At 64.7% G+C, this 23,044-nt stretch carries 21 protein-coding genes; 11 read left to right on the top strand and 10 right to left on the bottom strand.

Annotated elements, in window-relative coordinates; all coding sequences use genetic code 11:
* Positions 1-85: 85 nt before the first annotated feature.
* The 5 genes from HAP48_RS19810 to HAP48_RS19790 all read right to left on the bottom strand — a co-directional run bounded on the left by HAP48_RS19810 (position 86) and on the right by HAP48_RS19790 (position 4,455).
* Positions 86-715 (bottom strand): TadE/TadG family type IV pilus assembly protein, encoded by a 630-nt coding sequence (locus HAP48_RS19810; RefSeq protein WP_224496515.1) that lies wholly within the window; start codon positions 713-715, stop codon positions 86-88.
* A gap of 8 nt (positions 716-723) precedes the next feature.
* The gene (locus HAP48_RS19805) at positions 724-1,284 is read right to left on the bottom strand and encodes a TadE/TadG family type IV pilus assembly protein (RefSeq protein ID WP_166211044.1); all 561 of its coding nucleotides are present in this window, start codon (positions 1,282-1,284) and stop codon (positions 724-726) included.
* A gap of 172 nt (positions 1,285-1,456) precedes the next feature.
* On the bottom strand, positions 1,457-1,957 hold the full coding sequence (locus tag HAP48_RS19800) for a pilus assembly protein N-terminal domain-containing protein (RefSeq protein WP_166211047.1): 501 nt from the start codon (positions 1,955-1,957) through the stop codon (positions 1,457-1,459).
* Positions 1,958-2,127: 170 nt separating this feature from the next.
* The gene (locus tag HAP48_RS19795) at positions 2,128-3,600 is read right to left on the bottom strand and encodes a hypothetical protein (RefSeq protein ID WP_166211050.1); all 1,473 of its coding nucleotides are present in this window, start codon (positions 3,598-3,600) and stop codon (positions 2,128-2,130) included.
* Positions 3,601-3,624: 24 nt separating this feature from the next.
* Entirely contained in the window at positions 3,625-4,455 is an 831-nt protein-coding gene (locus HAP48_RS19790; RefSeq protein ID WP_166211053.1) for a sterol desaturase family protein, read from the bottom strand.
* A 283-nt stretch (positions 4,456-4,738) separates the two neighbouring features.
* On the opposite strand from HAP48_RS19790, the gene HAP48_RS19785 reads away from it, so the two are divergent.
* From HAP48_RS19785 to HAP48_RS19745, 9 genes are all read left to right on the top strand, one after another.
* Positions 4,739-4,903: a Flp family type IVb pilin gene (locus tag HAP48_RS19785; RefSeq protein ID WP_016842642.1), complete on the top strand. Its 165-nt coding sequence runs from the start codon at positions 4,739-4,741 to the stop codon at positions 4,901-4,903.
* Positions 4,904-5,075: 172 nt separating this feature from the next.
* A complete protein-coding gene (locus HAP48_RS19780) occupies positions 5,076-5,600 on the top strand; it encodes an A24 family peptidase (RefSeq protein ID WP_029077755.1) in 525 nt (174 codons plus the stop codon).
* A 127-nt stretch (positions 5,601-5,727) separates the two neighbouring features.
* Positions 5,728-6,522, top strand: a complete 795-nt coding sequence (gene cpaB, locus HAP48_RS19775) for a Flp pilus assembly protein CpaB (RefSeq protein WP_166211056.1) — start codon at positions 5,728-5,730, stop codon at positions 6,520-6,522.
* Positions 6,523-6,524: 2 nt separating this feature from the next.
* The gene (locus tag HAP48_RS19770; RefSeq protein WP_175612413.1) at positions 6,525-8,006 is read left to right on the top strand and encodes a type II and III secretion system protein family protein; all 1,482 of its coding nucleotides are present in this window, start codon (positions 6,525-6,527) and stop codon (positions 8,004-8,006) included.
* A gap of 8 nt (positions 8,007-8,014) precedes the next feature.
* Positions 8,015-8,764 (top strand): CpaD family pilus assembly protein, encoded by a 750-nt coding sequence (locus HAP48_RS19765; protein WP_166211059.1) that lies wholly within the window; start codon positions 8,015-8,017, stop codon positions 8,762-8,764.
* On the top strand, positions 8,761-10,029 hold the full coding sequence (locus HAP48_RS19760) for a CpaE/TadZ family protein (protein WP_166211062.1): 1,269 nt from the start codon (positions 8,761-8,763) through the stop codon (positions 10,027-10,029). Before HAP48_RS19765 ends, HAP48_RS19760 begins: the two co-directional genes overlap by 4 nt.
* A gap of 24 nt (positions 10,030-10,053) precedes the next feature.
* Positions 10,054-11,517, top strand: coding sequence for a TadA family conjugal transfer-associated ATPase (locus HAP48_RS19755; protein ID WP_166211065.1), 1,464 nt, complete (start codon positions 10,054-10,056; stop codon positions 11,515-11,517).
* 11 nt (positions 11,518-11,528) lie between these two features.
* On the top strand, positions 11,529-12,506 hold the full coding sequence (locus HAP48_RS19750; RefSeq protein ID WP_166211068.1) for a type II secretion system F family protein: 978 nt from the start codon (positions 11,529-11,531) through the stop codon (positions 12,504-12,506).
* A 9-nt stretch (positions 12,507-12,515) separates the two neighbouring features.
* Positions 12,516-13,490 (top strand): type II secretion system F family protein, encoded by a 975-nt coding sequence (locus HAP48_RS19745; RefSeq protein ID WP_029077762.1) that lies wholly within the window; start codon positions 12,516-12,518, stop codon positions 13,488-13,490.
* 332 nt (positions 13,491-13,822) lie between these two features.
* Here HAP48_RS19745 and HAP48_RS19740 read toward each other — a convergent pair whose 3' ends face one another.
* Complete coding sequence (locus HAP48_RS19740) at positions 13,823-14,620, bottom strand: tetratricopeptide repeat protein (protein WP_166211071.1); 798 nt, start codon at positions 14,618-14,620, stop codon at positions 13,823-13,825.
* 207 nt (positions 14,621-14,827) lie between these two features.
* Between HAP48_RS19740 and HAP48_RS19735 the strand changes: the two genes are divergently transcribed.
* Both HAP48_RS19735 and HAP48_RS19730 read left to right on the top strand, forming a co-directional pair.
* A complete protein-coding gene (locus tag HAP48_RS19735; protein ID WP_166211076.1) occupies positions 14,828-16,207 on the top strand; it encodes a leucyl aminopeptidase family protein in 1,380 nt (459 codons plus the stop codon).
* Positions 16,200-17,042, top strand: a complete 843-nt coding sequence (locus tag HAP48_RS19730) for an NlpC/P60 family protein (RefSeq protein ID WP_166211079.1) — start codon at positions 16,200-16,202, stop codon at positions 17,040-17,042. The genes HAP48_RS19735 and HAP48_RS19730 overlap by 8 nt, the downstream gene beginning before the upstream one ends.
* A 185-nt stretch (positions 17,043-17,227) precedes the next feature.
* Here HAP48_RS19730 and HAP48_RS19725 read toward each other — a convergent pair whose 3' ends face one another.
* Genes HAP48_RS19725 through HAP48_RS19710 form a run of 4 tightly spaced genes read right to left on the bottom strand, consistent with a single transcriptional unit; the run spans position 17,228 to position 23,028 of the window.
* Positions 17,228-18,853 carry an ABC transporter ATP-binding protein gene (locus HAP48_RS19725; RefSeq protein WP_166211082.1) on the bottom strand — a complete coding sequence of 542 codons (1,626 nt, stop codon included), beginning with the start codon at positions 18,851-18,853 and terminating at the stop codon, positions 17,228-17,230.
* 3 nt (positions 18,854-18,856) lie between these two features.
* A complete protein-coding gene (locus HAP48_RS19720; RefSeq protein WP_166211085.1) occupies positions 18,857-20,041 on the bottom strand; it encodes an ABC transporter permease in 1,185 nt (394 codons plus the stop codon).
* Complete coding sequence (locus HAP48_RS19715) at positions 20,041-21,150, bottom strand: microcin C ABC transporter permease YejB (protein ID WP_166211088.1); 1,110 nt, start codon at positions 21,148-21,150, stop codon at positions 20,041-20,043. Before HAP48_RS19715 ends, HAP48_RS19720 begins: the two co-directional genes overlap by 1 nt.
* Before the next feature lie 3 nt (positions 21,151-21,153).
* Entirely contained in the window at positions 21,154-23,028 is a 1,875-nt protein-coding gene (locus HAP48_RS19710; protein ID WP_166211091.1) for an extracellular solute-binding protein, read from the bottom strand.
* Positions 23,029-23,044: the final 16 nt, after the last annotated feature.

The raw sequence follows: 23,044 nt of genomic DNA, 5'->3' as shown, positions 1-23,044 counted from the left end.
GCAGCCCACTTCGCTCGAAAACGATCTAGAGTCTCCTGACGCGTTTTCTTGACGCGAACCGGTGGCCACTTCGCTCGAGAACGCTCTAGTAAGTCGTGCAGGCGTTCGACGCGGTGGCCGACGTCGAGGAATAGTTCACGCACAGCGACTGTCGTGGCCTGGTGTAGGCGACGTCGCTGAGATTGATGCCGCTCTTGGCCATCACATAGCCGATCGTCGGCATGTATTTGTAGCTGACTTCACTGAAGATCAGATAGGTGCCCGCAATCAGCAGCGACGCCGGGACCAGGCTCGTCACCACATCACCCTGACTGCGCGTGGAGGTCGTCACCGTGGCTTGCGTGGCGCCGGTGGCGATCGTTCCCGCCTTGCTCCACTGGATCCGCGCGATATTGGAGTTGTCGATATAGATTTCCGACAATGTGATTTTGGTCGGTGACGCATCGTACGGCGTCATGATGCCGACGGCGGCGCTGAAGAAGTTCTGCAGGTCGGTGTCGACCACCGCCGTTGCCTGCGAGGTCAGATCCGACGCGGCGCGCGCCATCAGCGTGACCTTGCGGTCGACCGCGACGCCGGATGAGAACTCGACGGTGCCCAAGAACATCACCAGCATCAGCGGCACGATGAAGGCGAACTCGACGGCGGCGAGGCCACGGCGGTCATGGCCGAGGGCGGCGACGGAGCGCAGCAAGGCCGCGGCCAAGGTTTTCATGACTTTGCTCATGAGCATGTGGCTCCGGCGGTCCCCGAGGGCTCGTTCTTGAACGTCGCGGTGGCGGTCAACAGCCGCTTGCCGTTCGCGAGGTTGGCGACGTTGAAGCCGAGCTTGGTGACGAACAGCGGCCACTGATAGTACAGCCGGACAACCACGACGTCGCCGTCCTTGCCGGGACACCATTTCGTGGTCGGAATGAACGCGTTGCTGGAGTCGATCGGCGGCGTGATGTTGACGCTGCCGAACGAGGAATAGCTGCGCACGTCGACAAATATGCCGTTGGTGCAATCGAACAGCGCGCTGACCCGGCCGCAGACGTAGTTCTTGAACTGCGCCTGGGTGTAGCTCAGGCCCTGGGCCTGACCGGTCATGACGAAGCGGGCCGAATCCTGCGTCACGGTCTCGAGCACCTGGCTGGCAAGGAAGATCATTGCCACTTCGATGATCGCGAACAGCAGTCCGAAAAACAGCGGTGCGACCATCGCGAATTCGACCGCGGTCACGCCACGGCGATTTCGGCGAAAGCGGCGGAGCAGGCCTGCGAAGGAACGTGCGGGCAGCGGCATCAACGACCCCGGATCAACATGGCGGCAACAACTAACCCAAGACTCATTGTTGAAGTGTTTCGCCGGGTCGAGACAGAGTGCTCCGATCCGTTAGGTCTTGCTTAACCATGTCGAACGAACGGCATCCGATCGGCCGCGGCCCCGGCGTGAGTGGCGCCGGAGCGGACACGTGCTAGTTCTGCGGCTTTCCTGCCGAGCCCGAACCGGAGGCCTGGGTGTTGAGCGTACCGGCCTGGTCCATGGTCGCCTTGAAATAGACGTCGCCGTCGCCGAGCGTGATGCGGCGCTGACAGACCGGCATGCAGCTGTAGGTCTCGCGATCGACGCCGCGATAGACGGTGACGAGCTGGTCGGTCGGGCCTTCGACCTGGATCTGGCGGTCCACCAGCACCTGACCGGTGCGGTCGAGCGCGATGAAATTGGTCGCGCCGTAGCCCTTGCCGGTTACGATGACAACCCCGCCATTCTGCAGGGTGACATCGGCAATCAGGGGATTGCCGACCACGATCGTGGCGATGCCTCCGGGCAGCTTGACTAGCTTGGCCTGATCGACATTGACCGCGATCCGGTCGGGATCGGGCGCTGCGAACGCGGGCGACAGCAGCACGGCTGCGGCCAGCGAGATGAATCCAATGCGCGTGACGGCGCGAATACGATGGGACTGAAACGACATACTGTACCCCGGGACGTTAACAGGCCGGCAAAAGCGATACGCAGCGGACCGGCGCCCGACGCAGGCGAATCTGACGGTAATTCATTTAAGAAGCGCAAATATCGAGCGCCGAATTGCGCGGATGTCACGACTTCCGGAGCGGATCGGCCAGCGGCCTCGGAATCTCGCGCCTATCCCGCAGGGCGCGCGGCCGCCGCCTCGCCGCCCGTACGCACATGGATCACCACGCGATCGTCGGCGTAGAGGCGCCGCCATCCATCGATGTGATCGAGAAATCTGGAGGCGGGCGTCGCCGGGTCGAGCATCACCGCATCGATGTCGTAGGTCTTGAGCAGATCGAAGAAGCCGTCGACGTCCTTGAGCTGGAGCGCGCGGTAATAGGCCATCTCGAACGTCTCGCCGTAAAGCTCGGCACGCCCGTCGACGAACACCGGCACCTGACGCCAGATCAGATATCCGCCGAACTGCAGATCGTTGAGTACGCGCCGGGCATTGTGCGCCTTCAGCGCGTCAACGGCAGCAGCGGGCGAATGGATCGGCGGCGGCGCGATGTTCCCCCGTGCCGCAACGAACCAGGTCGAGGCGCACAGCGCGGCGATGAATATCGCAGCCGGCGCAGCCTTGAGCCGGACAGTGCTCGCGGCACGCAGACCGAACTGGGTCGCCACCGGCGTCAACGCGGCCAGCGGCAGCAGCAGGGCGAACAGCTCGAGATTCCTGACATGGGACAGCGCCATGTGCAGCAGGCCCAGCACCAGGGCGATCCGCGGCAGCGGCAGCCTCACTCCACAATAGAGCGCCCCGCCGATCAGGCCGAGAATGGATAGCTCGAACGCATCGATGTGGCTGAAGTTCGCCGGCATCCACTCCGCAATCAGGTGCAGCAATTCGCCGAGGCTGAGAATCTTCGACGAGGCAAGGATCGAACCCCATCCGTAGGGGGTCGCGCAGCATGCGGCCAGCGCGCCGATACCGAATGCCGTCCAGCGCAGCGCCAGCGGCAATCTTTGCGCGGGCGCGGCATTCCACATCGCATCGAGCGCAAAGGCGCCGAGCAGCACCATCCCGAACAGGAAACCGCCATGCAAATTGGCCCAGAGGGCGATCAGCGGCAGCAGCCAGAACGACGGAGCCTCGCGACGTTCGCTTGCGACCATCAGGCCGTTCGCCCAGACCATCATGATCGGCAGCACCAGCACATGCGGGCGGGCCAGCAGATGCCCGCATGTCAGCACCAGCGCCGCCAGTGCGACCAGGCTCGCATAGATCGCCGGCAGCGCGCGGCTGAGAATGGCGGTAAGCAGCGCGAAGGTGGCGGCACCACATGCCGTGGCCAGCGCCGCGGGCCCGGTCCACCCGGCGAGATCATAGGCCTTCGCGAACAGGACCTGCGCCAGCCAGGACGACGACATCCATGGCTGACCTGCCTTGGTGAACGAATAGATATCGACCGACGGCAGCGCGCGATGGTCGAGGATCCAGCGACCGACCGCGATCTGCCAGTAGGTGTCGGAATCGGCGAGCAGCCTGTCGCCGACGATCAGCAGCAGCGCGTAGACGCCGCACGCCATCCAGAACCAGGCCGGGACCTCGGCGAACACGGAGGCCCTTGCCTGCGGGATGGTTGCGGTCTCAGCACTCATGCGGGCACGGGCCGGACAATGACGTCAATGCCGGAACGGATAGGCCAGCTGTCCGCCAATCTCGGCCGGCACGCCCTGCTCGGCGTCGACGCCGTAATCCTCCGGAAGCTTGCCTTCGGGCATGCGGAACGTTCCGAACAGGATGTCCCAGAGCGGAAACGTGCCCGCGAAATTGGTGTCGCCGCCTTCCTCGAGCGCGGTGTGATGCCAGCGATGAAACACCGGCGTCGCGATCACATATTTGAACGGGCCGAGTGTCCAGTTCAAATTGGCGTGGACGAAGGCCGAATGGAATGTGGTGAACGGGCCGACCCACAGCATGATGTTCGGTGAGATGCCGGCCATTAGCAGGATCACGTCGACCGTGATCGTGCCGATCAGGAGATTGACGGGATGGAAGCGCGCCGCCGAAATCCATTCGAGGTCTTCGGAGGAGTGATGAATGGCGTGGTACTTCCAGAAGCCGCCGCCGTGAAACATCCGGTGCAGCCAATACAGCATGAAGTCCGAGGCGACCAGGAAGACGATCGACTGCAGCCAGAGCGGAAGCTGCGACAGCGGACCGTGCCCGTTCTCATAGAACGCGATGAGATCGTCGGCGCCATGCACGTTGAAGACCGCGGCCGCGCCGACCACCAGGAGTCCGATGCGCAGCACGCGGGCGAACACCGGCACGAAGAACCAGTAGCAGACGTCCGTGACCAGCTCACGCTTCTGCCACCACGGCTTGCCGGGATTGCAGGCCCAGAAGTGGGTCAGCACGGTGAAGAACAATGCGAGGGCGATCGTGATCGGCACCACTCTCATCATCGTCTGGCCGAGCATCTCGATGACTTCAAGCGGAAGGGTGGACATGACAGCCTCATTCTACGGAAGCCTCATGGGTATAGATGTGCGCTTAAGGAGCCGTGAATAGACCCCGGCCGCGGCCGACCTCGGCAACAATCTGCAATTTTGGCGAGCCGCTTAATGCCAAATTTACTTTGCGCAACAACAGCGGGTTCCCCCGGAGTTTATGCGATCAAATTAACTGCACCGAAATCGTCGAACCGTAGGGTGCCGCCATGGTCACGGTGCTGAGAACGCCGGCCAGACCAAACCTAGTTCGACCAGCCACGTGTACACAGGAGTGAATTTTATGAAGAACCTCGTTTCGCGCTTCGTGAAGGATGAGTCGGGCGCGACCGCCATCGAATACGGCCTGATTGCGACCGGCATCGCCATCGCGATCATCGCTGCGGTCAACGGCGTCGGCACGAAACTCTCGGGTACCTTCAACTCGATCTCGGGCTCGCTGAAGTAAGCCGGTTCCGACGAGTTCGCATCAAAGGTCCCGGCAACCCCGGGACCTTTGCTATTTGTCGGGCTCCAATTGGCGGCCGCCTTCGAAGCGGCCGCCGGTCCTTTCCCGATTGTTCACCAATGGCCGCTAGCGTCGAGTCTCGACCGCAGCTCCAGCTTGACGGCATGAATCCATGATCCTCGACATCGCACGCTTGATGCTGTTTCCGGCTCTGATGGCCTTCGCGGCGGCGAGCGATCTCCTGACCATGACGATCCCGAACCGGATCTCGCTGGCACTCGCGGCCGGCTTCTTCGTGCTGGCGCCGCTGACCGGGATGGGCGTCCACGACATTCTTACCCATGCCGGCGCAGGCGCGCTGGTGCTGGTGGTGGCGTTCGGCATGTTCGCGATGGGCTGGGTCGGCGGCGGTGACGCCAAGGTGGCTGCCGCGGCCAGCCTGTGGTTCGGGTTCGAGCATCTGCTGCCTTATCTGGTGTTTGCATCGCTGTTCGGCGGTGCGCTGACCGTGCTGCTGTTGCAGCTCCGGCAATGGCCCCTGCCCTACCCGCTCGCGTCCCAGGCCTGGCTCAGCCGGCTGCACGACAAGCAGACCGGAATTCCCTACGGCATCGCACTCGCCCTCGGCGCCCTGCTGATCTATCCCGAGACGGACTGGATCAAGACGATCGATCTCGCGCACTTCGCGATGCGCTGAGAAAGCAGCGGTAACCGCTCGTTAAGGCGATTTAGATACGCCTCATTAACCATGCTTTGACGAATAGCTGGTCAACTCCCATCACGGCGGCGGCAGCGTCGCGGCGTCATGTGGAAAGTGAAGCGTAATGGATAAGGCCCGCATTCTGGTCCTGGCAATTGCAGGCTGCGCCGGCCTTGCGGCGCTCTATTTGGCAAGCGGAGGCGACGACAAGCCGGCGGCGCCTCCCCCGGTCGCGCAGCTGCCTACCGTCGACATCCTGGTCGCGAAAGCCGACATCGGCCTCGGCCAGGCGGTGAAGCCCGAGGATCTGCAGTGGCAGACCTGGCCGGCGGCGACCGCGAGCGCCACCTTCATGCGCAGGGACAGCAACGCCGATGCCATCAAGGATGTCACCGGCTCGATCGCGCGTGCCCCCTTCATCCAGGGCGAGCCGATTCGCGAGCAGAAGCTCGTCAAGGCGGACGGAAGCGGCTTCATGGCTGCGATCCTGCCGACCGGCATGCGGGCAGTATCGACCGAGATCTCGCCGGAGACCGGCGCCGGCGGCTTCATCCTGCCGAATGACCGGGTCGACGTCCTGCTGTCGAAGCGGGACAAGAATCCCGACCGCAGCGGCGCCGACATCGTCAATTCCGAGGTCATCCTGACCAATATTCGGGTGCTCGCGATCGATCAGGCACCGAAGGAGAAGGACGGCACCAACGCGCTGATCGGCAAGACGGTGACGCTGGAGCTGAAGCCCGAACAGACCGAGACGCTGGCGCGCGCGCGCCAGAGCGGCACCCTGTCGTTGGCGCTGCGCAGCATCGCCGACGTCAACGCGACCGACGTCAGGACCGACGACAACCCCCAAAAGCGCGGTGAGACGATCAACGTCATCCGCTTTGGCGTTGCCAACCAGGCAACGATGCAAAAGTGACCATGAGGACAGACGTGATGAAGGGCGGGGCAACTCAACGGACGATGCGGGCCTACATGGTCCGCGCATTGTCGTTCTCGGCGGTCGCAGCGCTCACGCTCAACCCGGCGCTGACACCGGTAGTGGCGAGCGACTACCGCGCCGCCGCCCCTGCCGCGGCCGATGGTCAGATGAACGCCCGTTTCCTTGCGCTCGGCGTCGGCAAATCGGTGGTGATCGATCTGCCCAGGGACATCAAGGATGTCCTGGTCGCCGATCCGAAGATCGCCAACGCCGTGCTCCGCTCGGCGCAACGCGCCTACATCATCGGCGCGACGGTCGGCCAGACCAACATCGTGTTCTTCGATGCGGCCGGCCAGCAGATCGCGGCCTATGACATCGCGGTCAAGCGCGACCTCAACGGTGTCCGTGCGGCGCTGCGTCAGGCAATGCCGAATTCCGACATCCAGATCGAGGGCGTCGGCGAGGGCGTCGTGCTGACCGGCAGTGCGGCGAGCCCGGTCGAGGCGCAGCAGGCCGGCGAGATGGCCGCCCGGCTGGTCGGCAGCACCGACAAGGTCGTGAATTCCATCACGGTTCGCGGCCGTGACCAAGTGATGTTGAAAGTCACGGTTGCCGAAGTCTCGCGCAGCCTGATCAAGCAGCTCGGCATCGACCTCACCGCAAATCTCAATTACGGCACGGCGGTGGTGAAATTTGCCAACGCCAACCCGTTTACGGCAAACAACGCAGCGCTGGTGCCCAACAACGCCATCACCACCTCGTTCGGGTCGGCGCCCTCGGTCTCCGCGACGATCCGCGCCATGGAAAGCGCCGGCGTCGTCCGCACGCTCGCCGAGCCGAACCTGACCGCGATCTCAGGCGAATCAGCGACCTTCATCTCCGGCGGCGAATTTCCGATTCCGACCGGCGTGACCTGTCAAACCACGACGAGCGGCGCGATCGGACAGTGCGTTCAGACCGTCAGCTTCAAGAAATTCGGCATTTCGCTCAACTTCACGCCGGTGGTGCTGACCGAAGGCCGGATCAGCCTGCGCGTGATGACAGAAGTGTCGGAAGTCTCGACCGAGAACTCGCTGACCGGCGGTGCGAACGGAACGACGATCCCTTCGATCAAGACCCGCCGCGCAGAGACCACGCTGGAAATTCCCTCGGGCGGCTCGATGGCGATGGCCGGCCTGATCCAGGACCAGACCAAGCAGGCGATCAACGGCCTTCCCGGGCTGTCGACGCTGCCGGTGCTCGGCACGCTGTTCCGCAGCCGCGACTTCGTCAACAACCAGACCGAAATGATGGTGCTGGTGACGCCCTATATCGTTCGCGCGGTGGCGCAGAAGGACCTGTCGCGTCCGGATGACGGTTTCGCCAATGCGTCGGATCCGCAGGCCGACCTGCTGGGCAGCATCAATCGCGTCTACGGCGTGCCGGGCCGCACCGAGCCGGCGCGGAATTACCGCGGCACCTACGGCTTTATCACGGACTGAGGCGGACGATGACACAGACCACATCCAGGACACCCGCCGGTACCAAGCGCCCGATCGCTATCGCAGCGGCCATCGTCGGCCTTGCCGTGACGCTCGGCGCCTGCCAGCACGCCGCCGACAACAGTTTCGCGTTGGACGCCCCCGCCGACTATCGCCAGCGTCATCCGATCTCGGTGACCGAGGCCGATCGCTCGATCGTGGTGTTCGTCGGCCGCAGCCGCGGCGGCCTGACCGCTGATCAGCGCGCCTCGGTGATAGAGATGGCAGGCGACTGGATGCGCGAGGGAACCGGCGCCGTGACGATCGACGTGCCGGTCGACACGCCGAACGCCCGGCCCGCCCAGGAATCCCTGCGCGAGATCCAGGCCACCTTCGCCGCCGCCGGCGTGCCGCCGCGCGGGATGCTGGTTCGCAAATATCACCCCGACGATCCGCGGATGATGCCGGCGATCCGGGTGAACTATCCAAAGATGAAGGCCACCGCGGGGCCGTGCGGCCTCTGGCCGGACGACCTCGGCCCGTCGATCCACAACAGGGCCTACATCGAGAACCAGCAGTACTACAATTTCGGCTGCGCCAATCAGCGCAACCTCGCCGCCATGGTCGAAAACCCGTCTGACCTCGTGCAGCCGCGCGCGGAGACCCCTGCCTACACGTCGCGTCGCAATATCGCCTTTGACAAGTATCGCAAGGGCACCACCACCGCCACGACGTATCCCGAGTCCGACAGGGCCAAGCTAAGCGATACAGGAAAATGATCACCTACGCGCAGCAAAACTCCGAAGAGCAGACGGACGCCACGTCGCAGGCCGTGGACGACCATATTGCTCCGGCGCCACGGGTTTCGGTTCAAGCGTTCTGCGAAACGGTCGAGACCGCCGCCGCCGTACAGTCGGCAGGCGAGGATCGCCGGCTGGCCAAGGCCCACCTCAAGATCCAGATGGGCGGCATGGCCGCCGCCGTCGAGGCGTATCGCTCGGCGCCAACGCCGAACGTCATCATCCTCGAGACCGAGGGCCGCGGCGACATCCTGACCGGCCTCGACCAGCTCGCCACGGTGTGCGACGCCGGCACCCGCGTGGTCGTGATCGGCCGCGTCAACGACGTCACGCTGTATCGCGAACTGGTGCGCCGCGGCGTCAGCGACTATGTGATCGCGCCTGCCCATGCAATCGATGTGGTGCGCGCGGTCTGCAACCTGTTCTCGGCGCCGGAAGCCAAGGCGGTCGGCCGCATCGTCGCCGTCGTCGGCGCCAAGGGCGGCGTCGGCGCCTCGACGATCGCCCACAACGTCGCTTGGGCGATCGCCCGCGATCTGGCGCTGGATTCCGTGGTCGCCGACCTCGACCTCGCGTTCGGCACCGCCGGCCTCAACTACAACCAGGACCCGGCGCAAGGCATCGCGGACGCCGTGTTCTCGCCGGACCGCGTCGATACCGCCTTCGTCGACCGCCTGCTGTCGAAATGCACCGACCATCTGAGCCTGCTCGCGGCGCCGGCCACGCTCGACAAGGTCTACGATTTCGGCGCCGAAGCGTTCGATGCGATCTTCGATACGCTGCGCACCACGATGCCCTGCATCGTGCTCGACGTGCCGCACCAATGGTCCGGCTGGACCAAGCGCGCATTGATCGCGGCCGACGACATCCTGATCGTGGCGGCGCCCGATCTCGCCAATCTGCGCAACGCCAAGAACATGTTCGACCTCCTGAAGGCATCCCGGCCCAACGACCGCGCGCCGCTGTACTGCCTCAACCAGGTCGGCGTGCCGAAACGGCCGGAGATCGCCGCGGGCGAATTCGCCAAGGCGATCGAGAGCCAGCCGATCGCCGCCATCCCGTTCGATCCGCAGATCTTCGGTTCGGCCGCCAACAACGGCCAGATGATCGCGGAAATTTCCGCCAATCACCGCGCGGTCGAGATGTTCCTGCAGATGGCGCAGCGGCTGACAGGCCGCGGCGAGACCAAGAAGCCGAGGGGGTCCTTCCTGTCGCCCCTGCTCGAAAAGCTGCGGTCCAAATAGTGGCCCGCGTGGAGTCAAGACGTCGTGTTTGGTAAGCGTAGCGGAAACGATGGGGACGTGCGGGCACCCAAGCCCGCCTTTCAGGCGCCGGAGCCCGCCGGCGCGCCACCGATGGCGCGCGAGTCCGTCGCGCCCACGATCTCGTCGCCGCCGCTGGCTCCGGCCAAGCCGCCGCCGGCCCCAACCGTCGAAGCCCGCCGCTCGGACAACTATTATCAGGTCAAGGCGACGATCTTCGGCGCCCTGATCGAGGCGATCGACCTTGCCCAGCTCGCCAAGCTGGACAGCGAGTCGGCGCGCGAGGAAATCCGCGACATCGTCAACGAGATCATCGCGATCAAGAACATCGTGATGTCGATCGCCGAGCAGGAAGAGCTGCTCGACGACATCTGCAACGACGTGCTCGGCTACGGACCGCTGGAGCCCTTGCTGTCGCGCGACGACATCGCCGACATCATGGTCAACGGCGCCGGCACCGTGTTCATCGAAGTCGCCGGCAAGATTCAGCGCACCGGCATCCGCTTTCGCGACAACCAGCAGCTGCTCAACATCTGCCAGCGCATCGTCAGCCAGGTCGGCCGGCGCGTCGACGAATCCTCGCCGATCTGCGACGCCCGCCTCGCCGACGGCTCGCGCGTCAATGCCATCGTGCCGCCGCTGGCGATCGACGGCCCCGCACTCACCATCCGCAAATTCAAGAAGGACAAGCTGACGCTGGACCAGCTCGTCAAGTTCGGCGCTATCACGCCGGAAGGCGCCAGCATCCTGCAGATCATCGGCCGGGTCCGCTGCAACGTGATCATCTCCGGCGGTACCGGCTCCGGCAAGACCACGCTGCTGAACTGCCTGACCAACTATATCGAGCACGACGAACGCATCATCACCTGCGAAGACGCCGCCGAACTCCAGCTGCAGCAGCCGCATGTGGTGCGGCTGGAAACCCGGCCGCCGAACATCGAGGGCGAGGGCCAGGTGACGATGCGCGAACTGGTGCGCAACTGCCTGCGTATGCGCCCGGAGCGGATCATCGTCGGCGAAGTCCGCGGACCCGAGGCGTTCGACCTGTTGCAGGCGATGAACACCGGCCACGACGGCTCGATGGGCACGCTGCACGCCAACAATCCGCGCGAAGCACTGTCGCGCTGCGAATCCATGATCACGATGGGCGGCTTCTCGCTTCCGTCGCGGACCATCCGCGAGATGATCTGCGCCTCGGTCGACATCATCGTGCAGGCGGCGCGCCTGCGCGACGGTTCGCGTCGCATCACGCACATCACCGAGGTGATGGGCATGGAAGGCGACACCATCATCACCCAGGATGTCTTCCTCTACGACGTGGTCGGGGAAGACGCCAACGGCAAGATCATCGGCAAGCACCGCTCCACCGGCATCGGCCGGCCGCGCTTCTGGGAGCGTGCGCGCTACTACAATGAAGAGAAGCGGCTTGCGGCGGCGCTCGACGCCTCCGACGCGCCGGCGCCGGTCTAGGGGAACGCAGGATGCAGACGCAAACCCTTGCCCTGGCCTTCCTCGCCGCCACGACCGTGGGCGGCATCGCCTGGGTCTTCCTGTATCCCTACCTCTCCGGGGAGAAGAAGGCCGAGTCCCGCCGCGCATCGGTGGCGCGCAGCGAGCCTACGACGACACGAGCTGTCGACCGCACGCAACGCTCGCGCCGCGAGCAGGTCGAGGGATCGTTGAAGGAGCTCGAGGCGCGGCGGCAGAAGGACAGGAAAGTCCCGCTCGGCATGCGCATCTCGCAGGCCGGACTGGAGTGGTCCGAGCAGAAATTCTGGATCATCTCCGGCGCCCTCGGCCTGTTCGGATTCGGCGCGGCATTTCTGGCCGGCGGAGGCATGCTCGGCGCGGCCGGCATCGGGTTTGCCATGGGTCTCGGCGTACCGCGCTGGCTGCTCGGCTGGCTGAAGAAGCGGCGGGAGAAGGCCTTCCTGCGAGCGCTGCCCGACGCCGTCGACGTCATCGTGCGCGGCATCAAGGCCGGTCTGCCGCTGTTCGAATCGCTCAAGGCGGTCGTCAACGACGCATCGGAGCCGCTGCGCAGCGAATTCCTCGCGATCATCGAGACCCAGGCGATCGGCATGCCGCTCGGCGAGGCCTGTTCCCGGCTCTATGAACGCATGCCGCTGCCGGAAGCGAACTTCTTCGGCATCGTGATCGCGATCCAGCAGAAGTCCGGCGGCAATCTGTCGGAAGCGCTCGGCAATCTGTCCAAGGTGCTGCGCGACCGCAAGAAGATGGCCGAGAAGATCCAGGCGATGTCGATGGAAGCGAAAGCCTCCGCCGCCATCATCGGCTCGCTGCCGCCGATCGTGATGATCCTCGTGTTCCTCACGACGCCGGACTACATCGCGCTGCTGTGGACCAACTCGATGGGCCAGCTGATGCTGGTCGCCTGCGCCGTCTGGATGTCGATGGGCGTGCTGGTGATGAAGAAGATGATCAACTTCGATTTCTGACGGTGCAGCATGATTGATTTCCTTATCGCCAAGCTCCACGACGTCAGGTTCATGACCATGCTGCTTGCCTTCTTCGCGGCAAGCGCGACGGTCTACACGCTGGTGATGCCGCTGCTCGCCGGCGGCGACCTCGACAAGCGCATGAAGGCGGTCGCCAGCGAGCGCGAACGTCTGCGGCAGCGCGAACGCGATCGGCTCTCCAAGTCGGAGAAGGTGACGCTGCGCCAGACGCCGAAGCAGGCCGTCTCCAGGATGGTGGATGACCTCAACCTCACCAAATGGCTGGCCCAGGAGGCGGCGCTCGACAAGCTCGTGATGGCCGGCTATCGCGGCCACGCCCCTTACGTCTATTTCCTGGCAGCACGCGCGGCGACGCCGGTCGTGATGCTGCTCGCCGCGATCATCTATACGTTCTTCATCGCCGGCGCGACCTGGTCGCTCACGCTCAAGATCGGCATTTGCGTCGGCGCGGCCTATGCCGGCCTCCAGGCGCCGATGCTGTTCCTGAAGAACGCGATCTCCAAGCGCCAGCTCCAGATCAAGCGTGCCTTCCCTGATTCGCTCGACCTGCTGCTGATCTGCATCGAGTCGGGCATGTCGGTCGAGGTCGCCTTCCGCAAAGTCGCCAACGAGATCGTCGGACAGTCGGTCGCGCTGTCGGAGGAATTCGCGCTGACGACCGCGGAATTGTCCTACCTGCAGGACCGCAGGACTGCCTACGAGAATTTGGCGCGCCGCACCGGGCTTGAGGGCGTGAAGTCGGTGTGCATGGCCCTGCAGCAATCCGAACGCTACGGCACGCCGCTCGGCCAGAGCCTGCGCGTGATGGCGCAGGAAAACCGCGATATGCGCATGAACGAGGCCGAGAAGAAGGCGGCTTCACTGCCGCCCAAGCTGACCGTGCCGATGATCCTGTTCTTCCTGCCCTGCCTGTTCATCGTGATCCTCGGGCCGTCCTACATCAAGATCGCTACGATGCACTGAGCGGCGCCGCCGCGCCGACCGCCTTCTCCTTCCCCCTGAAAGGGGGAAGGCCGGGATGGGGGGCTGCCGCAGACGACGCTGCATGCGGAGAAAGCAGATCCCCACCCGCTTTGCTCTGCGAGCAAAGCGACCTCCCCTTTTCAAGGGGAGGTATGGGGAACACACAGCCCGAATGAAGGTCTGTCTTCCCCTTCCCCCTGAAAGGGCGAAGGCCGGGATGGGGGTCTGCCGCAGACGACGCTGCATGCGGAGAAAGCAGATCCCACCCGCTTTGCTCTGCGAGCAAAGCGACCTCCCCTTTTCAAGGGGAGGTATGGAAGTTGCCGTGTTGGCTAGTCGTCCTTGGCGACGACAGGGGCGGCGCGCGACGCGGTCCGCGGTCCGTCCTTGCGGTTCAGCATGTCGCGGAGATAGGCGACGTTGGCCGCCGCCTCGTCTGCCGGCAGGTCGGCCTTGACGATGGTTTCGGCCTCCCCGAAGCGACCCTGAAGGCCGACCACGAGCGCAAGGTTCTGCCTGATACGGGTGTCGGCGCGGGCGCTGGCATAGGCCTGGCGCAGCGTCTCTTCCGCTTTCGGCAATTCCTTGGTCAGCATGTAGGACAGGCCGAGATTGGACAGCACCGACGGCTCGTCCGGGGCCAGTCGCAGCGCGCTCGCGTAATAGCGCCGCGCCTCTTCGTGCCGGTTCATCTTGTCGAGGGTGGTTCCCTGCACCGACAGGATCCGCCAGTCCGGATTGTCCGGACTGTGGGCGCGGCTCAGCACGTCGAACGCGGCCTGCGAATTGCCGTTGTCGGCCAGCGCGCGGCCATAGGCAGCGAGCAAAGCCTTGTTGCCGGGATTGGCGATCGTGGCCTGCTCCAGCATGGCGCAGGCCTGCGAGCGCTGTCCGCTCATGCGCAACGCCTGGCCGTAGGCGATCGCGGCGTCGACATCCTTGGGATTCTTGCGATAACGCTCGCCATAAACATCGGCGGCACGGCGCGGATCATCGGGCACCGGATCCGACTTGGACGCAATCGATCCCGTCACATCGGACATGGTCTGGCAGCCGCCAAGGCCAGCGGCGAAGACCGCCACGAGGGCTGCGGAAGCGAGATGCCGGGTCAGGTTGGACTGTCGACGCATGTCACTGTGACTCACGAAATCGGGCGAATGGTTCCAGCCGAGCGTGCCAGCAATAGACTGTTAACCCTAACGTCTGGTTAACTGGCGGTGCTGGCAACCGGCGGGCCCGGTTCCGGTCCTGCACGTCGCGTGAACCGCTCGTGCGCTACCATCCACCGCGAAAGGCGTGTAGTAGCCACCCACGACGCCAGAACAGCCGAGAGCCGCATGCCATCCGTGTTCGAGACCGCACCCGCTACCGCCGTCACACCAATCACCTTCGTCACCAAGTCGACATGGGATGCGATTCGGAGCGAGCTGCCGGCAGCGGCACGCCAGTTCGCGGAGGCGAATGGGTTTGAGGCGAAGCCCGGCAAGTCCCTCGCCTTGCCGGCCGCCGACGGCAGCATCGCGCAGGTGCTGTTCGGCCTCGAGGATGCCAGTGGCAGATCACCCGATCCGTTCCGGCCAGGCGCTCTGCCCGGCCTGCTGCCGCCGGGCGTCTACCGCTTTGCCAATGCGCCGCATGACACCAGGCTCGCCGCGCTCGCCTTCGCGCTCGGCTGCTATCGCTTCGCTCGCTATCGCACCAACAAGACGCCGGAGGTTCGCCTGGTGCCGCCCGACGGCGTCGATGCCGCCGAGATCACACGGATGGCGGATGCGGCGGCGCTGGCGCGCGACCTCATCAACACGCCGTCCAACGATATGGGGCCGGCCGAACTCGCCGAAGTGGCGCACGATCTGGCATCACGGTTCGGCGCCGACTTCACTTGCATCAGCGGCGACGAGCTCGCGCAGAATTTTCCGCTGATCCACGCCGTCGGCATGGCATCGACCCGCGCGCCGCGGCTGATCGACCTGAGCTGGGGCGATCCGGCCCATCCGAAGGTGACGCTGGTCGGCAAGGGCGTCTGCTTCGACACCGGCGGGCTCGATCTCAAACCGTCGAGCGGCATGCTGTTGATGAAGAAGGACATGGGCGGCGCCGCCAACGTGCTGGCGCTGGCGCAGATGATAATGGACGCAAAGCTGAAGGTGCGGCTGCGCGTGCTGATCCCGGCGGTCGAGAACGCGGTTGCCGGCAATGCGTTCCGCCCGCTCGACATCTTCAGGTCGCGCAAGGGCATCACCGTCGAGATCGGCAACACCGACGCCGAAGGACGGCTGGTGCTCGCCGACGCGCTGGCGCTTGCCGACGAGGAGCAGCCCGATCTGCTGGTCGATCTGGGCACGCTGACCGGTGCGGCGCGCGTGGCGCTGGGCCCGGATTTGCCGCCGTTCTACACCAATGACGAGACGCTCGCCGGCGACGTCGCAGCCCATGCGAAACGCGAGAACGATCCGCTGTGGCGCATGCCGCTGTGGCCGGCCTACGATGCCTGGCTCGACTCCAAGACCGCCCACATCACCAACGCACCGTCAGGCGGTTTCGCCGGCTCGATCACCTGCGCGCTGTTCCTGCAGCGCTTTGTCGAGCAGGCGAGAAGCTGGCTGCATGTCGACATCTACGGCTGGACGCCGTCCGCAAAACCCGGCCGCCCCGAAGGCGGCGAGTGCCAGGCCGCACGCGCGATCTACAAATTGTTGAGCCAGCGCTATGCATGATGTCAGACTGACGCCGGCCCGCGACGACGTCGCCGCAAAATATCTGGAGGGCAAGGTCAAGGCCGCGCGCTTCGTCGACGGCGAGGTATTCGAAGTCAGCGACGCCATCGCCCCGTTGCGTCATGCGCCTGCGGCCGATGCCGAGCAGATGACGCAGGCGCTCAAGGGCGAGCGCGTCACGGTGTACGATCGTAACGGCGAAGGCTGGGCCTGGGGCCAGCTCGCCGATGACGGCTATGTCGGCTGGATCCCCGAGGCCGCGCTGACCAAGCCCGGCGCGACGCCGACGCACAAGGTGGCGGTGCCGCGCACGCTGGCGTTTCCGGGGCCGTCGATCAAGCTGCCGCCGGTCGAGGCACTGGCGATGGGCACGAAGCTCGCGATTGTCCGCGAGGACGGTCCGTTCGCGGTGAGCCGCGAAGGCTGGCACCTGCCGCGCCGGCATGTTGCGCCGCTCGACGCGATGGCGCAGGATTTTGTTGCGATCGCCGAGCAATTCGTCGGCACGCCCTATCTCTGGGGCGGCAAATCGAGCCTCGGCATCGACTGCTCCGGCCTGGTGCAGATCGCGCTGACCGCCGCCGGCACCGGCTGCCCGCGCGACAGCGACATGCAACAGGAAGGGCTCGGCCGCGAATTGACCGCGGCGGAATCAAAGCATCTGCAACGCGGCGACCTGATCTTCTGGAAGAGCCATGTCGCCATCGTGCGCGATGCGACCACGATCGTGCACGCCAATGCGCATCATATGGCGACGGCGGTGGAGAACACGCAGGCCGCCATCGCGCGGATCAGGGCCGCCGGCAGCGGCGTCCTGGCGATCAAGCGGCTTTAATCAGCGCCACATGCCACACTCAATCCCGTCATCCTGAGGAGCGCGAAGCGCGTCTCGAAGGATCGACGGCCCCACTCGGGCCACGCCCCCTTCGAGGCTCGCCCAGCGGCGCAAGTGCGCCGCAAGGCTCGCACCTCCAGCGACAACGGCGAAGCCGTTGCGCGGGGTGACGTGGAACGAGAGAGCTACGTCGCCACGGTCCCCTCGCCGGCCGCTTCGATGCGGAACGCGGCGGCGAACAGCGCGCGGGTGTAATCGCTTTTTGGATTCTTGAAGAGCTCGGAGGCCGGCCCCTCCTCCTCGACCTTGCCGGATTTCATCACGATCAAATGGCTCGCGAGCGAGGCCACCACACGCAGATCGTGCGAGATGAACATGTAGGTGAGGTCACGCTTGCGCTGCAGGTCGCGCAGCAGGTCGACCATCTGGGCCTGGAGCAGCATGTCGAGCGCACTGGTCGGCTCGTCCAGCACGACGAAGTTCGGCTCCAGCACCACCGCGCGCGCGATCGAGATGCGCTGGCGTTGGCCGCCGGAGAACTCGTGCGGATAGCGGAAGCGCCATTCGGGATCCAGGCCGACATCCTTGAGCGCCTTGATCACCCGCGCCTCGCGCTCCTCGCGCGACAGCTGCTTCTGGTGCACTTCAAGTCCCTCGGCGATGATGTCAGCCACCGACATGCGCGGGCTGAGCGAGCCGAACGGGTCCTGGAACACGATCTGCATGTCGAGGCGGAACGGCAGCATCTGCTTGAAGCGCAGGCCCTGGATGTCCTTGCCGAGGAACACGATCGGACCATCCGACGAGATCAGCCTGAGCAGCGCCAGCCCAAGCGTGGTCTTGCCGGAGCCAGATTCGCCGACCACGCCGAGCGTCTCGCCCTTGCGCACCGCGAGGCTGACGCCATCGACCGCCTTGATGTGGCCGACGGTCGAGCGCAACAGCCCGCGCTTGATCGGAAACCAGACCTTGAGATTGTCCGTCGATATCACGACCGGCGCATCGGGCTGCGGCGGCGCCGGGTCGGGCTTCGGCTCGGCCGCCAGCAGCGCCTTGGTATAGGCGTGCTTCGGCGCGGTGAAGACCTGCTCGACCGGGCCCTGCTCGACGATCTTGCCGCCGTTCATGACGCAGACCGTGTCGGCGATACGGCGGACGATGCCGAGGTCGTGGGTGATGAACAACAGGCTCATGCCGAGCCGCGCGCGAATCTCCGCCAGCAAGGCCAGGATCTGCGCCTGCACGGTGACGTCGAGCGCGGTGGTCGGTTCGTCCGCGATCAACAGATCGGGCTCGTTGGCGAGCGCCATCGCGATCATCACGCGCTGGCGCTGGCCGCCGGACAATTGGTGCGGATAGCTCTTGAGCCGTGTCTCCGGCTCGGGGATGCCGACCTGGCCCAGTAGCTCCAGCGTCCGCTCCCGCGCCGCCGCACCGCTAATGCCGCTGTGCAACGACAGGATCTCGCCGATCTGGGATTCGATGGTGTGGAGCGGATTGAGCGAGGTCATCGGCTCCTGGAAGATGATCGAGATATCGTTGCCACGAATCCCGCGCATCTCGCGTTCCGACGATCCCAGGAGATCGCGGCCCTTGAAACGGATCGCCCCGGAGGGATGTGACGCCGCCGGATAGGGCAGCAGCCTCAATACCGACAGCGCGCTGACCGATTTTCCCGAGCCGGACTCGCCGACCAGCGCCGTGCATTCGCCGCGCTTGATCGAGAAGGAGACGCGATCGACCGCAAGCGAGTGGCCGAAGGCGACCGAGAGGTCGCTGACGTCGAGCAGAGGCTGGTTGGTCGCGTCCATGCGTCAGCCCTTCGAGAATGTCTTGCGCGGATCGAAGGCGTCGCGCGCGGCTTCGCCGATGAAGATCAGCAGCGACAGCATGATCGCGACCGAGAAGAAACCGGTGAGTCCGAGCCACGGCGCCTGCACATTGGCCTTGCCCTGCGACAGCAATTCACCGAGCGAGGGCGAGCCGGGCGGCAGGCCGAAGCCGAGGAAATCCAGCGCCGTCAGCGTCATCACCGAGGACGAGACGATGAACGGCAAGAACGTCATGGTCGCGACCATCGCGTTCGGCAGCAGATGGCGGAACATGATCACACGGTTGGAGACGCCGAGCGCGCGCGCCGCCTGGATGTACTCGAAATTGCGGCCGCGCAGGAACTCGGCGCGCACCAGACCGACCAGCGAGACCCATGAGAACAACAGCAGAATGCCGAGCAGGATGAAAAAGCCCGGCGGCAGCACCGCCGAGATGATCAGCAGCAGATAGAGCGAGGGGATCGCGGTCCAGATTTCGATGAATCGCTGGAAGCCGAGATCGATCCAGCCGCCGAAATAGCCCTGCACGCCGCCGGCGGCGATGCCGATGATTGAGGACAGGATGGTCAGCGTCAGGCCGAACAGCACCGAGATGCGGAAGCCGTAGATCAGCCGCGCGACGACGTCGCGGCCCTGGTCGTCGGTGCCGAGCCAGTTGTATTCGAGGTCGCGGCAGCCGGTCAGGCCCTTGCGCTTCACCACGTCCTTGCACTGCGCTTCGGTCAACAGCCAGGTCGGCTTCGACGGCACCGCGGTCGGCGGGTCGAGGTTGCGGCTGTCGTAGGAGTAACGGATCGGCGGCCAGATCATGCTGCCGCCCTTGTCGGCGATCTGCTTCTGCAAGTACGGATCGCGATAGTCGGCCGCGGTCTCGAAGTCGCCGCCGAAGGTGGTTTCTGCGTAGGTGAACACCACCGGCCAGTAGAGACGGCCGTCATATTTGACGACGAGCGGCTTGTCGTTGGCAATGAAATTGGCGAACAACGACAGCACGAACAGCACGACGAAGATCCAGAACGACCAGTAGCCGCGACGGTTGGCCTTGAAGTTCTGCCAGCGCCGCTTGTTCAGCGGCGACGGCGCAAAGCCGTGGCGGGTGGCGGGCACCGCCTCGCCGAGCGGCGATTGCGTCGTGGTTTCGACCGGCTGGGGCGCGAGCATCGTCATCAGACCTCCCGCGCCTCAAAGTCGATCCTGGGATCGATCCACATATAGGCGAGGTCGGACAGCAGATTGACCACCAGTCCGACCAGCGAGAAGATGAACAGCGTTCCGAACACCACCGGATAGTCGCGGTTCAGCACGCTTTCGAAGCCGAGCAGGCCGAGCCCGTCGAGCGAGAAGATGGTCTCGATCAGCAGCGAGCCGGAGAAGAACGCGTGGATGAACGCGCCCGGGAAGCCCGCGATCACGATCAGCATGGCGTTGCGGAAGATATGGCCGTACAGCACCTGCCCCTCGCTGCAGCCCTTGGCACGCGCGGTCATCACATATTGCTTGCGGATCTCGTCGAGGAACGAGTTCTTGGTGAGCAAGGTCATGGTGGCGAAGGCGCCGAGCGCCATCGACACCAGCGGCAGCGTCAGATGCCAGAAATAATCGATGATCTTCCAGTACCAGGGAAACTGCGCCCAGCCATCCGAGGTCAGGCCGCGCAGCGGGAAGATATTGAGGAACGAGCCGCCGGCGAACAGCACGATCAGGAGGATCGCGAACAGGAAGCCCGGTATCGCAAAGCCCACGATGATCACGGCCGAGGTCCAGGTGTCGAACCGCGACCCATCCTTCACCGCCTTGCGGATGCCGAGCGGGATCGAGATCAGGTAGGTGAGCAGCGTCATCCAGATGCCGAGAGACATCGAGACCGGCAGCTTTTCCTTGATCAGCTGCAGCACGCTGACGCTGCGGAAATAACTTTGACCAAAATCAAAGCGCGCAAAATTCCACACCATCAGCGCGAACCGCTCCGGCGCCGGCTTGTCGAAGCCGAACTGCACCTCGAGCTTCTTGATGAAATCCGGATCGAGTCCCTGCGCGCCGCGATATTTCGAGTTGGTGGCACCGGCTGCGCCCGCGCCCTGGCCGCGCTGCGCGCCGAAATCGCCGCCGCCACCCGACACGCGCGAAGTGCCGCCGGTGTCGGCGCCGTTGATCTGCGCGATGACGCGCTCGACCGGCCCGCCCGGCGCGAATTGCACGACCACGAAGGAGACGAACAGGATGCCGAGCAGCGTCGGCAGCATCAGGAAGATACGTCGGGCGATATAGGCGCTCATCGGCTATTTCTTCGCCTGTTCGAGCTTTGCGGCCTTGGCCGCATCATACCACCAGTTCTCTGGCGCCCCGACGCCCTGGGTATATTTCGCCAGCTTCTCGGTATGACCGAACTGGTCCCAATAGGCGACCGGATGCGTGTTGCGGTACCATTGCGGCACCCAGTAACGGCCGGCGCGAAACACGCGGTCGAACGCACGGCAGGCAATCGTCAGCTCCTGGCGATTATTGGCGCCGATGATCTTCTCGATCAGGGCATCGATTGCAGGGTTGGAGATGCCCGCCAGATTGTAGGAGCCCTTGGTCTTCGCCGCCTGCGAGGAGAAGAACGGCCGCATGCTGTCGCCAGGCGTCGCCGAAAAGTTGAAGCGCTCCATGGTCATGTCGAAGTCAAAATCTTCCACCCGCGCGCGGCGCTGCACGGCGTCGACGAGGCGGAATGTAGCCTCGATGCCGAGCGTGCCGAGATTCTTGATGTAGGGCCCGTGGTGCGGCTGCAGCGAGGGCTCATCGTTGAGGAACTCGATGGTCAGAGGCTCGCCGTTCGGCAGCACGCGCTTGCCGTCCTTGATCACGCAGCCGGCCTCGTTGAGCAGTTGCACCGCCTTGCGCAGCAGCGCGCGATCCTGGCCGGAGCCGTCGGACATCGGCGGCACGAACGGCAGGCCGAACACCTCGTCGGGCACCTGGCCGCGGAACGGCTCGAGCAGCGCGAGTTCCTCCGGCGGCGGCGGACCCTCGGCTACCATGTCCGAATTCTGGAACGGCGAGACGGTGCGCGCATAGGCATCGTACATGATGGTCTTGTTGGTCCACTCGAAGTCGAAGGCGTAGATCAGCGCCTCACGCACGCGTGGATCCTTGAACTTGTCGCGGCGCGTGTTGATGAACCAGCCTTGCGCGCCGGACGGCGTGTCGTCCGGCAGCGTCTCGCGCTTGACGCGGCCATCCTTCACCGCGGGGAAATCGTAGCGTGTCGCCCAGACGCGCGCGGTGAACTCCTCGCGGAACAAATAGCTCTTCGAGGTGAAGCCCTCGAACGCCACATCGCGGTCGCGGTAGAATTCATAGCGCACGGTGTCGAAATTGTAGCTGCCGCGATTGACCGGAAGGTCGGCACCCCACCAATCCTTGACGCGGTCGAATTCGACGTAGCGGTTGACCTCGAACCGGCCGACCTTGTACGGCCCCGAGCCGAGCGGCGTATCGAGCGTCGATTCCTCGAACGATCGCGTCGCGTAATAGGCCTTGGAGAAGATCGGCAGGCCCGCGACATAGAGCGGCACGTCGCGGGCGCGGCCCGCCGCGAAGGTCACGACGACGGTCGCGTCATCGGGCGCCTCGGCCTTGACGAAGTCGCGCAGCTGCACCTGGATCAGCGGGTGACCTTTTTCCTTCAGCGTGTTGAGCGAGAAGGCGGCGTCCTGCGCGGTCAGCTTGGTGCCGTCATGGAAGCGCGCCTCGGGACGCATGGTGAAGCGATAGGTCAGCTTGTCCGGCGAGATCTGCACCGACTTCGCGGCATAGCCGTACATCGCATCGGGCTCGTCATTGGCGCGCGACATCAGCGTCGCGAACGTCATGTCCATGCCCTGCGCACCTTCGCCCTTCAGGACATAGGCGTTCAACGAGTTGAAGGTGTAGTAGGACTGGTTGTAACCGCGCACCCACGGAATCACCGAGAAGGCACCACCCTTCGGCGCCTTCGGATTGATGTAGTCGAACTGCTGAAAATCCGCCGGATATTTCAGGTCGCCGAACACCGACATGCCGTGCATCTCGGTTCCGTTGTCGGCTGCCGCCGGCGCAGCACGCAATCCTGCAGCACTCAATGCACCGATGCCGAGACCGAGTGCGTGCCGACGGGTAAACAGCGCCATGCGCGAATCCTTAATC

The organism is Bradyrhizobium septentrionale, from assembly GCF_011516645.4.
GTDB classification, from domain to species: domain Bacteria; phylum Pseudomonadota; class Alphaproteobacteria; order Rhizobiales; family Xanthobacteraceae; genus Bradyrhizobium; species Bradyrhizobium septentrionale.
Note: the sequence above shows the minus strand (reverse complement) of the source record. Positions and strands in the feature narration are given on the sequence as shown.

Coding starts and splice junctions, on each gene's coding strand:
- HAP48_RS19810 (WP_224496515.1), bottom strand. CDS start 715: ATGAAAACCTTGGCCGCGGCCTTGCTGCGCTCCGTCGCCGCCCTCGGC.
- HAP48_RS19805 (WP_166211044.1), bottom strand. CDS start 1,284: ATGCCGCTGCCCGCACGTTCCTTCGCAGGCCTGCTCCGCCGCTTTCGC.
- HAP48_RS19800 (WP_166211047.1), bottom strand. CDS start 1,957: ATGTCGTTTCAGTCCCATCGTATTCGCGCCGTCACGCGCATTGGATTC.
- HAP48_RS19795 (WP_166211050.1), bottom strand. CDS start 3,600: ATGAGTGCTGAGACCGCAACCATCCCGCAGGCAAGGGCCTCCGTGTTC.
- HAP48_RS19790 (WP_166211053.1), bottom strand. CDS start 4,455: ATGTCCACCCTTCCGCTTGAAGTCATCGAGATGCTCGGCCAGACGATG.
- HAP48_RS19785 (WP_016842642.1), top strand. CDS start 4,739: ATGAAGAACCTCGTTTCGCGCTTCGTGAAGGATGAGTCGGGCGCGACC.
- HAP48_RS19780 (WP_029077755.1), top strand. CDS start 5,076: ATGATCCTCGACATCGCACGCTTGATGCTGTTTCCGGCTCTGATGGCC.
- cpaB (WP_166211056.1), top strand. CDS start 5,728: ATGGATAAGGCCCGCATTCTGGTCCTGGCAATTGCAGGCTGCGCCGGC.
- HAP48_RS19770 (WP_175612413.1), top strand. CDS start 6,525: ATGAGGACAGACGTGATGAAGGGCGGGGCAACTCAACGGACGATGCGG.
- HAP48_RS19765 (WP_166211059.1), top strand. CDS start 8,015: ATGACACAGACCACATCCAGGACACCCGCCGGTACCAAGCGCCCGATC.
- HAP48_RS19760 (WP_166211062.1), top strand. CDS start 8,761: ATGATCACCTACGCGCAGCAAAACTCCGAAGAGCAGACGGACGCCACG.
- HAP48_RS19750 (WP_166211068.1), top strand. CDS start 11,529: ATGCAGACGCAAACCCTTGCCCTGGCCTTCCTCGCCGCCACGACCGTG.
- HAP48_RS19745 (WP_029077762.1), top strand. CDS start 12,516: ATGATTGATTTCCTTATCGCCAAGCTCCACGACGTCAGGTTCATGACC.
- HAP48_RS19740 (WP_166211071.1), bottom strand. CDS start 14,620: ATGCGTCGACAGTCCAACCTGACCCGGCATCTCGCTTCCGCAGCCCTC.
- HAP48_RS19735 (WP_166211076.1), top strand. CDS start 14,828: ATGCCATCCGTGTTCGAGACCGCACCCGCTACCGCCGTCACACCAATC.
- HAP48_RS19730 (WP_166211079.1), top strand. CDS start 16,200: ATGCATGATGTCAGACTGACGCCGGCCCGCGACGACGTCGCCGCAAAA.
- HAP48_RS19725 (WP_166211082.1), bottom strand. CDS start 18,853: ATGGACGCGACCAACCAGCCTCTGCTCGACGTCAGCGACCTCTCGGTC.
- HAP48_RS19720 (WP_166211085.1), bottom strand. CDS start 20,041: ATGACGATGCTCGCGCCCCAGCCGGTCGAAACCACGACGCAATCGCCG.
- HAP48_RS19715 (WP_166211088.1), bottom strand. CDS start 21,150: ATGAGCGCCTATATCGCCCGACGTATCTTCCTGATGCTGCCGACGCTG.
- HAP48_RS19710 (WP_166211091.1), bottom strand. CDS start 23,028: ATGGCGCTGTTTACCCGTCGGCACGCACTCGGTCTCGGCATCGGTGCA.